Origin of the sequence: Persicimonas caeni, from assembly GCF_006517175.1 — a bacterium.
GTDB classification, from domain to species: domain Bacteria; phylum Myxococcota_A; class Bradymonadia; order Bradymonadales; family Bradymonadaceae; genus Persicimonas; species Persicimonas caeni.
On sequence record NZ_CP041186.1, the window covers coordinates 5453816 to 5468072 of the forward strand.

General features: G+C 65.4%; 12 protein-coding genes. 1 reads left to right on the plus strand and 11 read right to left on the minus strand.

Annotation, left to right across the window (positions count from 1 at the left end):
• Positions 1-41: 41 nt before the first annotated feature.
• The 10 genes from FIV42_RS20060 to FIV42_RS20110 form a co-directional block, all read right to left on the minus strand.
• Positions 42-1736: a bifunctional metallophosphatase/5'-nucleotidase gene (locus tag FIV42_RS20060; protein WP_141199415.1), complete on the minus strand. Its 1695-nt coding sequence runs from the start codon at positions 1734-1736 to the stop codon at positions 42-44.
• Between the two features lie 85 nt (positions 1737-1821).
• Entirely contained in the window at positions 1822-2799 is a 978-nt protein-coding gene (locus tag FIV42_RS20065) for a carbohydrate kinase family protein (protein WP_141199416.1), read from the minus strand.
• A gap of 11 nt (positions 2800-2810) precedes the next feature.
• On the minus strand, positions 2811-4595 hold the full coding sequence (locus FIV42_RS20070) for a serine/threonine protein kinase (protein WP_168210800.1): 1785 nt from the start codon (positions 4593-4595) through the stop codon (positions 2811-2813).
• Between the two features lie 47 nt (positions 4596-4642).
• On the minus strand, positions 4643-6220 hold the full coding sequence (locus tag FIV42_RS30265) for an RCC1 domain-containing protein (protein WP_168210801.1): 1578 nt from the start codon (positions 6218-6220) through the stop codon (positions 4643-4645).
• Positions 6221-6263: 43 nt separating this feature from the next.
• A complete protein-coding gene (locus FIV42_RS20085) occupies positions 6264-7076 on the minus strand; it encodes a tetratricopeptide repeat protein (protein ID WP_168210802.1) in 813 nt (270 codons plus the stop codon).
• Between the two features lie 136 nt (positions 7077-7212).
• Positions 7213-7992 carry a DNA repair protein RecO gene (gene recO / locus FIV42_RS20090; protein ID WP_141199421.1) on the minus strand — a complete coding sequence of 260 codons (780 nt, stop codon included), beginning with the start codon at positions 7990-7992 and terminating at the stop codon, positions 7213-7215.
• Between the two features lie 27 nt (positions 7993-8019).
• Positions 8020-8472 carry a DUF6918 family protein gene (locus FIV42_RS20095; protein ID WP_141199422.1) on the minus strand — a complete coding sequence of 151 codons (453 nt, stop codon included), beginning with the start codon at positions 8470-8472 and terminating at the stop codon, positions 8020-8022.
• 195 nt (positions 8473-8667) lie between these two features.
• Positions 8668-9771, minus strand: coding sequence for a hypothetical protein (locus FIV42_RS20100; RefSeq protein ID WP_141199423.1), 1104 nt, complete (start codon positions 9769-9771; stop codon positions 8668-8670).
• A 24-nt stretch (positions 9772-9795) separates the two neighbouring features.
• Positions 9796-10671, minus strand: coding sequence for a tetratricopeptide repeat protein (locus FIV42_RS20105; RefSeq protein ID WP_141199424.1), 876 nt, complete (start codon positions 10669-10671; stop codon positions 9796-9798).
• 100 nt (positions 10672-10771) lie between these two features.
• The gene (locus tag FIV42_RS20110; protein WP_141199425.1) at positions 10772-12592 is read right to left on the minus strand and encodes a serine/threonine protein kinase; all 1821 of its coding nucleotides are present in this window, start codon (positions 12590-12592) and stop codon (positions 10772-10774) included.
• Between the two features lie 199 nt (positions 12593-12791).
• On the opposite strand from FIV42_RS20110, the gene FIV42_RS20115 reads away from it, so the two are divergent.
• Entirely contained in the window at positions 12792-13790 is a 999-nt protein-coding gene (locus FIV42_RS20115) for a M23 family metallopeptidase (protein ID WP_141199426.1), read from the plus strand.
• 18 nt (positions 13791-13808) lie between these two features.
• Here FIV42_RS20115 and FIV42_RS20120 read toward each other — a convergent pair whose 3' ends face one another.
• A complete protein-coding gene (locus tag FIV42_RS20120; protein ID WP_141199427.1) occupies positions 13809-14255 on the minus strand; it encodes a hypothetical protein in 447 nt (148 codons plus the stop codon).
• Between the last annotated feature and the right edge of the window lie 2 nt (positions 14256-14257).

The window sequence follows — 14257 nt, forward strand, 5'->3', positions numbered from 1 at the left end:
CCCCGCACCGAGGGAAGCGAGGCCAAGAGGCCCCCGAAACCTCATTCCTCCAGCTTGATGCGGTCTTGTGAGCCGGGCTCGACCGGTGAGTTCAGCTCGAAGTAGTCGGCGAGCACGTCCAGGTCGATCGCCCCCGGTCGGCGCTCCGTGCCTTCCTTCAAAATCGTGAACCCGTCGCCGCCCGACGCCAGGAAGCTGTTGACCGTCACGCGGTAGCCCTGCTCGGCGTCGATCGGCTGGCCGTTGAGCTCGATCTGCTCGAGGTCGACACGGTCGCCCGGGGCGTCGTCGGGGTTCCAGGTGTAGCTGAAGCCCTCGGAGACCTGCAGAATCTTGGGGTGCGAGCCCGACCATTGCATCTCGAGCAGGTCGTGGATCTGGGCGCCGGTCAGGGTCATCGTCATCAGGGTGTTGCCGAAGGGCTGGGCGCGGTGCAGGTCTTCGTAGGTGACCGTGGCCGGCTTCTCGGCGGTGGCGTCCTTGGCCTCCAGGCTCGAGCGGATGCCGCCCGGGTTCATGAAGGCGACCTGGGCGCCGCCCTTGTCGGCGGCCTTCGTGGCGGCGAGCTGGGCGTCGGCGATGACGTCGCCCAGCGCCGATTCGCCGGCCTCGTTGGCCTCGCGCGAGATGCTCGCGGTGACCGTGCCCACGCTGCGGTTGGCCACCGCGGCCGACTTGTCGACGTAGGTCTCGACCAGCTCGGCCATCTGGGTGTTGGCGGGCTCTTTGTCGTTGTAGACGACGTGGTTGACCGCCTTCTTTTCGACGACGTCGCGCGTCTCGGGGTCGAGGGTCAGGTCGATCTCGGTGAGCAGGCGCCCGTAGGACTTGGCGCTGGTGACGAGCTTGCCGTCGATCTCGCACACGTAGGTCTTGTGGGAGTGGCCGGTCACGAAGACGTCGACCGCCTCGCTCGAGTTTTTGACGATGTCGACCACCGGGCCTTCGATGTCGCCGCAGTCGCTGACCGAGTCGAGCTCTTTGCTGGGCCGGGCGCCCTCGTGGATGAGCACGACGATGGCCTCGACGCCTTCGCTTTGCAGCGCGGCGGTCGACTCGTTGATCACCTCGACCTCATCGCGAAACTCGAGGCCCTCGACGGCCTCGGGCGACACGATCTTGTCGGTGCCCTCGAGCGTCAGGCCGATAAAGCCGACCGGCAGCCCGTCGTACTCTTTGACCTGGTGCGCCGGAAAGATCGTCTTGCCGTCGTCTTTCTTGATGACGTTGGCCGCCAGGAACTGGAATTTGGCGCCTTCGAAGCTCTCGCCGGTCTGGCAGCCCGTCTCCGGGTGACAGCCGCCGTTCTGCAGGCGAAGCAGCTCTTCCCAGCCCTCGTCGAACTCGTGGTTGCCCACGGCGATGAGGTCGAGGGGGAGCTGGTTCATCGCCTCGATGGTCGGCTCGTCGTGAAAGACCGAAGATACCAGCGGGCTGGCTCCGACGAGGTCGCCCGCCGACACCACGATGGTGTTGGGGTGCTCGCCTTTGAGCTTGTCTACATACGCCTTCATGAACGCCACGCCGCCCGCCTCGACGCGCTCGCCGTCGACGGTCACCTTGCCCGACGGGGCCTCCAGGTTGCCGTGCAGGTCGTTGAACGAGATGACCTTGACGGCCACCGGGTCTTTTTTGGGCGGCTCGGCCTTGTCGGGCTTGGTCTGCGGTTGCGTGCAGGCGCTCGCGACGAGGGCGACGGCGAGGAGAAGGGCGGACAGGCGGCTTGAAACGAACATTGATTACCTCGAAAGAACGGGGCGTACTTGACGAGGTGACCATAGTTGAGGTGGGGCGGGGCGTCTAGGTGTTGCAGGTATGCACTCACACCTCCCCACGCCGGGGCAATCCCGGCGTAGCTCCCAACTGCTCACACACCTTCGCCCCGCACGCACAGCCCAACCCGAGCACACGCTCCCACTGCGCCTCGTCCCACGAGGCGATGCTCTCGCGAAGCTCAGCTTCGCCGACCGCCTCGCAAATCGCGGTGAGCATGCCCGACACAAACCCATCGCCCGCCCCGGTCGTATCGACGACCTCGACCTCGGGCGCGTCGACCCGGGCGTGTACGTCGCCGCAGAAGACTTCGGCGCCGTCGGCGCCATGCGTGACCACGAGCGCGAGCGCGCCGTTGGGCCGAATGATGTCTTCCCACACCTCGCGCGCCGACTTGCCCTCGCCGACGAAGGCGAGCTCGTCGTCGTTGAGCTTGATGAGGTCGCAGCGGCGGAGCAGGGCGTCGACCTGGCGGCGGGTCTCGGCGTGGTCTTTCCACAGGTGCAGGCGAATATTGGGGTCGGTCGACACCAGACAGCCGTGCTCTTCGGCCAGATCGAGCAGGCGCAAGGTCGCGGCGCGCGGGTCGGGCTCGGTCATCAGGTTGCTGCCCAGGTGGACGATGCGGCTGCGGGCGACGAGGGCCTCGTCGACGTCGTCGGGGGTGACGCTCAGGTCGGCGCTCGGCTCGCGAAAGAACAAGAAGCTTCGGTCGCCGTCGTGGTCGAGGCTCACGAAGGTGACGCCGGTCTTGACGCCCGAGACGTCGTGTACGCCAGTGACGTCGACGCCCTCGCGCTCGAGCGCCTCACGCAGGTACGCGCCGAATTCGTCGGCGCCCACGTTGCTCAGAAAGCCGACGCGGCGTCCCAGGCGGGCGAGCCCCAGGGCGACGTTGGCCGGCGCGCCGCCCACAGCTTTGTGGAAGCTGTCGACGTGGCGCAGCTTGCCGCGCCGGTCGGGCAGGAAGTCGACGAGGGCTTCGCCGAAGCTCAAGATGTCGAGTTGGTCGGCATTTTCGGTCATGGCGGTGCTCGTCAGTCTGCGACGGCCCAGTCATAGGGGGCGTCTTCGGTCGATTCGGGCTCTGTATCGGCCTCAGGGGCCGTCTCGGTCGTCGATTCGGCCTTTTCGACGGTCGCAGAGGCCTCGTCGGTCGTTGAATCGGGCTTGGTTTCGGAACCAGATGTCCGCTCGATTTTCTGCTCGGGCTTGGTTTCGGAACCGGATGTCTGCTCGACTGTCGATTTCGGCTTCTGGAGGGTCGCAGAGGCCTCGTCGGTTTTCGATTTTGGCTTTGCGGGCTTCTCTTTGGCCGTTTTGACGTTCGACTTCGGCTTTGTGGGCGTCTCTTTTGCCGAGTTGGCGTTCGACGCCGGCTCTGCGGGCGTCGTCTCTGCCGGCTGCGCTTTCTGCGCGGGGTTGGTTTCGGAACCAGGTGCCGAGTTGATTTCCTGCGCGGGCTTGGTTGGGGAACCAGGTGCCGACTCGACTTCCTTCGCCGGCTTTGTCGCGGTCGACGACCCGGCGTCGACGAGCAACCATGCGGTGGCGCCGCCCAAGAGGAGCGCGGCGGCGACCAGGACGGCGATCACCATTGTCCGCCGCGACGGCGTCTGAGCCGGCGGCGGGACGGTTTCGGTACGCGGCGCCACCTCGGGGGGTTCTTTGGTCCAGGTCTGCGTCTTGCGCGTGGCCAGGTCGTCGTCGGCCTCGGAGGCGACGAGGGCATCGTCGAGCTCGACGAGGCGGCGGGCGAGGTCGGCCGAGATGCCGGGGACGGTCTGCAATTCGTCGAGCCGGGGGCCGCCCAGGCCGCGCAGCGTCTCGGCGCGCTGTGGGTCGAGGCTCATCTGCACGGTGTCCTGGTAGGCGCCCGGCGCGAGGAGTTGGGTGGTGCTCGGGCGCGCCATGGGGATCTTGCCGGGAGGGATCGCCGGCACCTGCGAGGCGTCGACCTGGCGAAGGGCCCGGGCGAACGCGGCGGCGTCTTCGAAACGCTCGGCGGGGTCGGTCTGCAGCGCTGCCTGGAGTACCGGGCCCACCGCGCTCTGCATGAGCGCGCGCGGCAGCTCGTACTCGCCGCTCAGGTGCTCGAGCATGCACGCCATGGGTGTCGGCGCGTCGACCACGGGGCGCCCGGAGAGCAACTCGGCCAAGATCAGACCCATCTGGTAGACGTCGAGCGCGGGGCTGACGACCTGCTCGTCGATATATTCGGGGGCCATGTACTGGGGCGTGCCCAAAATCTCGCCGGTGGCGGTCAGACGGCCGGCGGCGGCGTTGTCGAGAAAGGCGGTGCCGAAGTCGAGCAGGCGAAACGCCTCGTCGGGGGTGTTCGGGTTGGCGAAGAAGACGTTGCCCGGCTTGAGGTCCTTGTGGACCACGCCCTTTTTGTGCGCCCAGCCGAGCGCGTCGAGGCACCCGGCGAAGAGCGGCAACGCGCGCTCGGCCGGCAGAAACGGGCGCTCGAAGATCTGCGTCTCGAGGTCGTGCCCCTCCATCAACTCCATGACGATAAACGGTGTGTCGATCGCCTCGAAGGTGCCGTAGTCGAAGATGCGCACCACGTTGGGGTGCTCGACGCTGGCGGCGATGCGGGCTTCCTGGGCGAAGCGCTCGAGGACCGTGCGGCGCAGGTCGGGCTGGCCCTGCAGGCGCTCGAGGCCGAGCACTTTGACGGCCACCTGCCTGCCGGTGTTGTGGTCGTGGGCACGCCAAACGCGCGCAAAGCCGCCCTCGCCGAGCCGAGCGGTTAACTCGTAGCGGCCATCGATGACGCTGCCTGCGTCGATCAGTTGTGCTCCCGGATGAATGGACACGCTGACCCTCGGCGCGAGTGATTGGGCGACGGGGTGCCCACGATAATCTATCGGCTGGGAAATACAACCTGTTGGGGCGTGGGCGTGTCAGGACCCGACACGCCGAGTCGATAGTTCTCGTTATGGCCCCAACAGAAGACCTCGTTGGCCACGCTCACCCCGCACGAGTGATTGGTGCCCACGGCCACGTCGAGATACTGACGGCCTCCGTCGATGGGGCGGTCGGGGTGAGGAATATCCGATCCCGAGATGCTGGGGAAGACCGTCCCCAGCTTGTGCTCCTTTCGGCCCCAGCAGTAGATCTGGCCGTCGTCGGCCACCGCGCAGGTGTGGTTGAAGTTGGTCGACACCCGCCGAAACTCGACGTTAGCGGCGTTGGCCGCCGGCTCGACCTCCAGCGGTTCAGTGAGGACGTGGCCGGGGTCCAGGGCCCCCAGTTTGCCGGACGTGTTTCGTCCCCAGCAGTAAATCGTATGCGTGCTGACCGGGGTCGCGTCGACGACCGCGCAGCTCGCCTTCATCGAGGCGTCGAGTTGGGTGAGGGTGGCCGTGCGGCCCCAGACGGGACTGTCGATCACGCGCGGCACGGAGGTGGTGGACGCGACGTCGGGCACGGCGAGTTGATCGTTCGAGTTGTCGCCCCAGCAAAAAACACGGTTCTGTGAGGTCGACGCGCACGTGTGTCGATCGCCGCAGGCCACTTCGACGAAGACCTCTCCCGGATCGAGGCTCTGGGTGGCGACCGCCTGGAGCTCGGCGACGTCCTCGGTCGCCCCGAAGCTGCCGAGTTGGCCGTAGGTGTGGTCGCCCCAGCAGTAGGCATCGCCGCTGTCGGAGACGGCGCAGGCGTGATGCTGACCTACCGAGACCTGCACGAGTCTCTGGCCGGTCGGGTTGGCGATTGGCGTGGGTTCGTCGACGACGGCCTGCGGGCTGCCCAGGAGCTCGCCATTGCCGCCCCAGCAATACACGTTGCCGTCGGAGGCGATAGCGCACATGGTCGACCCGCCGCCGTCGATCGCGCCGGGCTCGGCGACGAAGGTCGCGCTGCCCAGATTGGTCATCGAGACTTCTCCCACCGGGTCCTCAGACGGCAGGTTCTGCGTAAAGCCGAGCCCGAGGGTGCCCACGTCATTGGCGCCCCAGCAGAATGCTTGCCCCGAGGGGACCACCGCGCAGGTGGCGCTGCTCGACGCGGCGATGATGACCTCCGGTACGATCTCGCCTCCGCCGGAGTCGGCGTCGTCTGTGTCGGACGTGTCGGTCGTATCGGCGGCGTCGGCGGCGTCGGTCGTATCGGTGGCGTCGGACGCATCGAGCACGTCCGAGGTGTCGGTCGCGTCGGAGGCATCCGATACGTCGGCCGCGTCTCGTGTGTCGGTCGTATCGGAGGCGTCCGTCGAGGAGTCCAGCGGCGGGCCCGTATCGAGGCGCGTTCCTATCTCGACGCACAGGTTTTGCGCCTCGTCACACACGTACCCGGACGCGCAATCGGAGGGCTCGTCGCAGGCGAATGGCTGGTTCATGATGTCGAGCTGCTGGTCGCAGCCGGCGGCGACGGCCAGAATCACCACCAGGAGGCAGGAGAGCTGGAGTCTCGACGGAGAAGAGCTTGAATCAAACATTGCGAATCTCGATTGCGCGAGGAGAGATGCCTCGATGGAGAACTCAGAAGCGTCCGCCGATGACGATGCCGCGACCGTCGACGCTCGGGCCGACGCTGACCTGCGCCTCGGCGTCGTCGGCGGTCACCAGTAGGTAGGTGCCCGTGATCGCGGCGACGCCGCCGACGATGCCCATCGACAAGCCGATGGTGTCGAGGGTGTTGGCGCGATTCTGGTGCTCCTCGACGGTGGCCTGGGTGGGGCGAAGCACGCGATTCTGGTCGTCGAACTCTCGGGGCTCGCGCACCTCGTCGCGCACCGATTCGGCCCAGAAGTGCATGCCGACGCCGCCGCCCACGAGCGCAAGCCCGCCGGCGACGCTCGACCAGGCGAGCACCTCGCGGCCCGACAGGGCTGGCTCGGCGTCGACACTCGGCGTTTGTACCGCGCCACCTCGCTCACCGCCGCCCTCGGCGAGTTCGACCTCTTGGCCGCTCTGGCAGCTTTCGTCGAGTTCGGCCAGGAATTCACGTGCTTTGGCGTCGATAAACTCCGGCTTGGGCCGTTCGAGGGCCGGCGCATCGAAGACCTTTTGCAGGGTCTCGCGCGCCTTTTCGCAGCGGCCCATGTACTGATAGGCGCGCCCCAGGTTCAGGTAGGTGATGTTGAGTTCGCCGATATACAGCGCTTCCTGCAGGTACGACACGGCTTTGGTGTAGTCACCCTCGCCGATAGCGCGCGCCGCCTCGTTGTTGAGACGGTGCTGCTCTTCGGTCGGACTTGCGATTTGTCGCTCGTCTTGCGGGGCGAAAGCCTTGGTTTGGGCGAAAGCCGTGGTCGGAGCCGAAGAGAGAAGCAAGAGAACCGTGGTCGTCACGAAGGCGAGTGCGCCTCGGTGAGGTCGGGTATGCAGACGGGTGTGGCAAAACATCGAAAAGGCCGTTCGAAAACTATTTATTCACAGCTTTTGCGAGTATGGGCGGCAGACGGTCGGGAGGCAACCGGAATATTGCTCACGCAAACGCGTCTTCGAGGACCGTCTCGAGCATCACGCGGCTCTTGAGCGGCTTGTCGAGCATCTGCTCGAAGCTGGCGTCGACCACGCGGCGCGCCTGGTTGACCACGGCCGGCTCGCTCAAGCCGCGGGGGGCCTGGGGGCCGGGGGTATGAAAGTAGTGAAGCAGCTCGAGGGTGGCCGGCTGGATGACGCCCACGCCTTCGCCCGGGCGGCGGCAAGCGTTGCACACCAGGCCCTCGCCGGTGCGAATGCAGCGAATCTTGTCCATCGTGTCGGCGGGGGCGCCACAGCGAAAGCAGCCGTCCAGGGAGGGCAGGGTGCCCTGGAGTTCGAGCAGGTTCAGCTCGAAGTGGTGCAGCACGGCCTGCAGGGCGAGCGTGCTGTCGTCGGAGTCGCACAATTGGCGGTAAAACGCGCGCAAGAGCTCGAAGGTGGCCACGTCGGGGTTGGCCTCTTGGGAGACCTCGCGCACGAGTTCGGTGGCGTACGAGGCGATGGTGATCCGGTCGAAGTCACCCTCGAGAGCCGGGAAGTCCTCGACGACGTCGATCTCGCGCAAAAACGCCAGGTTGCCGCTCGACTTCTGGGTGTAGCTCAGGTCGAGGCAGCGCATCGGCTGCAAGCCGCCGCCGAAGCGCTTGCGGCTGGCGCGCGCGCCGCGGGCGATGGCCGAGAACTTGCCGGTGTCTCGGCCCAGCAGGGTGACGATGAGATCGTTCTCACCGTAGTTGACCTTGCGCAGCACAAAGGCGCGCGTTTGACGCGGTTCACTCATGCGCGTCCTACTCCTTGCATATTCTCTTTATTCTTTGGGGGCGTACTTGTCGATGAGGCGGCCGGTCGCCGGCAGCGCGTCGGTGACGTGGCCTTCGGCCTGGCCGCGAAGCTTCTTGTAGGTCTTCTTGAGCACCTTGTTGTCGGCGCGCTCGGCCTTGCCGTCGGTGATGCTCAACAGCGCGTTGGTCGCCTCGGAGGGGTGGGCCGACAGGTAGCGCTCGAAAGTGTCGAAGCTGTCCGACTCCAGGTACTCCTGGTAGAGCGGGTCGAGGGCCTCGGCGAACGGGTCGAGCAGGTTGTCGGCGGCGTCGTCGATCATGCGCCCGCCCTTGAGCTTTTTGACGACTTTGTAGCCGCCCTTGAGGGCCATGCCCGACAGCCCCGACTTGCTCTTGACCTCGTTGTCGATGAGCGTGACGACGTCGGCGACGACCCGGTCGCGATCGGCGGTATCAAGGCGTGCTTTCAATGTTCCCATGGGTTCTCCAATACATTCGTTGACATAGGAGACCAGCGCTGGAAGCGCTGCCTCCAAAAGAGACATTGGAGGCAGACCTTCTAGGTCTGGACCAGCGCTGGAAGCGCTGCCTCCAAACAGTGACTGAAGCGCTGCCTCCGAAACAGTGACTAAAGCGTTCTTAGTAGGCCAATGTATTCCTGTCTAGGCGTCGAGCTAGGCGTCGGGCTCGGGCTCGGCGGCAAAGACGTGCTGGCGGGCCAGGCGTGTGGTCTTGGGGGCCTCGTGGCCCAAGAGCGGCCGCGGGCGCATCAGGTCGAGCTGGGGCAGCATGACGTGGTGGACGATGCCCACGCCCGGAAGCTCGACCGGGGTGCCCTGGCAGATGCGGCCGAACCAGTCGTTGATGGGCGCGTCGAAGTCGTCGGGGTCGGCGTCGAACTGGTCGGCCAGCCAGGCGGGCAGGTCGGTCAGGAGCCCGTCCTCGGCGTCGCTATACTCGAAGAGCGCGTCGGGCTGGTCTTTCCAGATCGCCAGCGGGCCGAGGCGGTCGATGTCGAGGCGCGCGTCCTGCCAAAGGAGCCGGCGGAGCAGGGCGTAGGGGTCTTCGAGTTGGTCGAGGACGACCGCCGTCTCGAAGGCGTGCTCGTGAGGCGAGCTCTTCCACTTTTCGGCGAGTTTGGCCGGCGTCTCCCAGCTCGTCGGGCCATCCTCACCGTACTCGAAGGCGTCGTAGACGTTGGCGCTCCAGCCGCTCTGGGCGTTCTCGCCGAACCAGTGCTCGAAGCGCGCTGCGCTCGTTTGCGAGTCGTGGTCGATGCGGTACCAGCGGTGTTCGCCCATCTCCTCGAGGAACTCGTCGTGGTTCATCCGACCGCCCTCGTAGCCGCCGCTGTCGACGACGAGCCACTCGAGATCGGCCAGGGCGTTGCGCACGCCGGGCACGATCGGTGGGCGCAGTCGGGCGGCGGCTTCGTCGGAGACGTCGTCGCGATGCACGAGGATGAGCGTGTCGTCGAGATCTTCGAAGGGGAGCAAGAGCGGGGCGTGCAGCCAGCTCTGTTGGCTGCGGCCGTCGAAGAGCCAGATCTCGCCGCCGGCGAGGTCGACGGTCTCGCCGTCGACTTCGAGCGACTGTGAACTGATGTCGATGCGTTCGCCCAGGCCCAGATGGGGCAGCAGAATCTGGTCGTAGACATCCTGCTGGCGTTCCAGCAGCGCTTCGAAGGCGCTGGAGATGTCGTCGACGGACGGAAGCCGTGCCGCCGAGTCAGATTCGACGAGGCTCTGCTCGAGCAGGTCGGCGGCGTGGACAGTCATGATCGGACCGGGGGCCCGGCAGGTTCAAAAAGAAATGTGGAGAACGCCGCCGGCGCCGTCGGCGCCCACATACGGCGAGAAGCTCACGTCGGCGTTGTCGGCCGAGACGGGCACGTCGGCTTCGGCATCCTGCTCGGAGGCGTCCATCAGCAGCACAGCGCCACCGCCGACGAGGGCGACCGCGCCGATCCCCAGGCTCACCCAGGTGATCGTCTGGTGAGTCTGCCAGGTGTCGTAGTCTTCCTGGTACAGCGCGCTTGCGTCCGAGCCTTCCGGGTAGCAATTGGCCGCGCCCTTGTTCTCGGAGCACGTCAGGTTCGATTCGACGTCGTCGATGAGCAGCGTCGAGCCAAAGAGGGCGGCAGAGCCCAGGCCGACTGCACCCACGCCAACAAGCGACCAGCCCAGATAATTCGGCCCGTCGTCGGCCGGTGCGACCTTGTCCGGCCCATCGACAGCTTGGCCGTCGGCGACCTTGTCGCCGTCTTTTTGGTCGCCGTCTTTTTGGTCGTCGGTCTTGTCGGCGGTCGCTTTCTCTTTGGCGTCGGCTTCGGCTTTGGCCTTCTCGAGCTGGGCGCGGATCTCTTTGATGTCGTCAAAGCGCCCGTCCTCTTTCATCCGGTTCTCCCAGATGTCGAGCTCTTCGAGGGCGGTGTCGTAGTCGCCCATCGCCTGCAGGGCGAGGATGCGGTTGTACTTGTAGATGAGGTTCGAGTCCTCGGCGAAGGCGCGCCGAAGCAGCCTGGCCGCTTTCTCGTAGTCCCCGTCTTGGTAGGCCTGAGACGCCTCCTCGTAGTACGCGGCGGCCTCTTCGGGGCCGGCAAACGCCATGGACGGAGGGACGGTGAGCAGGCCGATGATGCAGATGCTGAGGAGCTTGATCCGGGCCGAAATCTTCATCTTATCTATCGCGCGACTGAAAAAGCGTTGGAAGCGTAGGTCTTACAGAGACGACTGCCTTGTTTTCCTACGATAGCGGTGCTGAGTCAAGAAAGTGTGCTCAGCGCCGCCACTTCCGAGGCTGGAACTTCTCGGGCTCGTCGTCCGAATCGTCGTCGGCCGGAGCCTTCGGGCGAAACTTTTTGGGCTGGAACTTTTTGGGTTCGTCTTTGGGCTCGTCCTTGGCCACCGTGGTGGGCTTGGTGGTCGTGGGACGGATCTCTTTGTCGGGCGACTCGTCGGTCGTGTCGGGGGTGCGCGTCGGCGACTTCGGTTTGGTCGTCGAAGGTGCCGAGGCGGTTTCGGGCTTGTCGTCGTTGGCCTTCTTGTCGCCAGTTGTCGCAGGCGGGCGCGTTGCCGTCGGCTCGCTCTCGTCCTTGGCGAGCGCTGCTGCGGCGGGGTCGGCGCTCGGAGCGTCTTGTGCGGCTTTGTCTTGGACCGCCACTTGCTCGTCTGAAGGCTCGTCGTCGGCAGGCTCGTCGTCTGCAGCGTTATTCTCGGCTTGTTCCACAGCCTCGTCGTCGGCCGGAGCGTTCGCCTCGGACTCGGCAGACGCCTCGTTACCTTCATTGGCGCCCGCAGCCGCCTGCTCGGTGTCGGGCGTGGGCGAGTCGGTGCCGGCGTCGCCCGTAAAGAGCAGGGCGGCGCCCACGCCCAGCAGCACGGCGAGCACCGCGCCGGCGACAATCCACTTGGTGCCGTTGCTCGACTTGAGGGCTTCGAGCTCGGCGGTCATCGTGCCGCCGCTCTGGGGATCGTGGACCTGCACACCGTTGGAGGTGCCGGTGATGCGCTGCTTCTGGCCTCCGTCGAGGTGCAGCGTATCGGCGGTCGCCCGGCGGATATGTTGCTGGGCGCCCATATTTTGGGTGTGCTGGATATTCTCCGACGAGACCCCCGCGGGCGCGGCGAAGAGTCCGCTGGTATTGCCCACGGCCGCGTCGAAGGCCGCCAGCATCTCGCCGGCGGATTGGTAGCGATCTTCGGGGGCCTTGGCCGTCGCCTTCAAGACGACCTGGCGCAACGGGTCGGGCAGGGTGATCCCGTTTCGCGGCGTCAGCTCGGGCAGGTCGTCGTTGATGTGCATGTACAGGATCGACAGCGGCGTGGGCGCGTCGAACGGGCAGTCGCCGCTGAGCATCTCGTAGAACATGATGCCCAGCGCGTACACGTCGGCCGGCGGGCCGATATCCTTTTTGCCCTGCGCCTGCTCCGGCGCCATGTAGTGGGGCGTGCCGAAGACTTCGCCTTCCCGGGTCAGCCCACGCGTGGCGCCGTCGTGGACCATGCGCGCGATGCCGAAGTCGAGCAGCTTGATATAGTCGCTGTCGCTGCCCGTCTTGGTGACGATGAGGTTTTCGGGCTTCAGATCGCGGTGGATGATGCCTTGCTGGTGCGCCTCGGACAGCGCCGACAAGATCTGGCGAAATACATGGGAGATGCGGTCGAGCTTGAGGCCGGGCTGCATCATCCAGTCGGCCAGGCTCTTTCCGGGGGCGTACTCCATGACCATGAACGGATGGCCATCGTCGTCGACCCCGAAGTCGTGCATCGTGATGATATTCGGGTGGGTCAGCTTCGAGACGGCGCGCGCTTCGCGTGCGAAGCGATCCTGTCCCTGGTCGGAGTCCTGCAACTCGGCGCGCAAGACCTTGAAGGCGACCTCGCGCTGTACGGGAAGCTGCATGGCTCGGTAGACTGCGCCCATGCCGCCTTCGCTGATCAGCGACAAGATGACGTACTTGTCGGCGGCCAGCTTGCCTATCCAGTCATCTTTCTCGGCATCTGCGATGGCGTCATCGTAGATATAGTAGTGGCCGTCTCGCGGACACTTGGCTCCGAGTTCAGGATTCTCCCCGTGACACTTTGGACAAATGGGCATGGTTTCTCAGTCTTACCGCACCAGTGTGCCGCCACGATAGCAACCACGGTGTCGCAGGACAACAAATAAGTCTCGAAACCTGCTGGAAGAACGCTGGGAATACGCTCGTTAGCAGGGTGCGCAGTTGACGCGCCCGGAGTTTCGTGGTTTTTCGTCTCCGAGGCCGACTGTCGGCGATTTCTGTACCCGAGTGACGTCTATGAGCGAGCAAACTTCACAAGAACAATCTTCGAAACAAGAAGAACCTGCCGTCGATTCCGCCGCCGAGCAGGCTTCCCCGACGTCGCGTCCGCCCGAGGAAACCGAAGGCTGGGAGCTGTGGACGAAAGTGGCCCTGTTGATGGGCGCCATCACAGTGATCGCGTGGGTGGTCGTGTTGTTGCGCCTGGGCGAAGTCAGCGTCTACACGCACGGCTTCATCATCTCGGCGCTGGGCGCACTGACGCTCCCGGTGACGCTGTGGGGGCTCATCAAGACGATGTTCAACCGCCCGGTGATGCGCCGCTCGCGCACCATCGCCTTCAGCGTGTTGCTGGCGATCGGCTTCTTCGGAAACGTCCCGCTCTTCGCCGTGCCTCTGTCGACCGAGGACTTCGAGTCCGAGCACACCTACCGGCTCCCCTTCGACGGTGAGTGGGTGGTCACGGCCGGCGGCGACTCTACCGACACGAATTACCACGCGACCACGCCCACCTACCGGTGGGGCTACGACTTCACCAAGCTCGTCGACGGCGAGCGCCACAAGGGAGACGGAGACAAGCTCTCCGACTACTACTGCTACGGCGAGCCGGTGCTCGCTCCGGTGGGCGGCGAGGTCGTCACCGTCGACAAAGAGCGCAAGGACAACGTGGCCGGCGAATTCGACGCCCAGTCGGTCATGGGCAACTACGTCATCATCCGCGTCGACGACAAAGAGTACCTCTTCGTCGCCCACATGAAGGAAGGCTCGATCCCCGTCGACGAAGGCGACACCGTCGAGCGGGGCCAAAAGATCGGCGAGTGCGGCAACTCCGGGCGCTCTCTGCAGCCCAACGTGCACGTCCACCTGCAAAATACCCCTGAATTCCCCATGTCCGAAAGCCTGCCGCTGCGCTTCTCGAACTATCTCGCCGACGGCAAGCCCGTCGAAAAGGGCATGCCCGAAGGCTCGAGCGATAGCGAGAACCCGTTTGGACAGGTGGTTCAGAACAAAGAGTAGGCCCAGCAAGGCCTGCTCTTAGTCTAACTCCTCCTCAACCTGTTCAATCCAAGGCAGCTTGTCTTGGTGCAACTCCGTGCCGCCCCAGTGGCCGGTGCCGACCACGGCGAACGCCGTCACACACCACACGCCGATGGCGAATTTGCGCCAGTCGTCGTGGTCTTCACGCACGCCTTTCTCGAACGAAAATGCAGCGATGCCCATCACAACCCAGGCTGTCAGGCCGAGGTTGCGGTGGTGGGTGAGATCGTAGGAGCCGTCGCCGCCGAACCAGCCCGGTGCGGCGAGGATGCCGGAGACGACGGTCACCGTGGTCATCGCAAAGCACGCCCAGCCGACCCAGCGAATGAAGAGCCGAAACTGGGGGATATCGTCTTTGAGCGACCACAGGCCCACGCCGGCGATGACCAGCGTGAGCACGATGGGGAAATGCAGGGTGATATGATGCAGAAACTCCGACCACATGC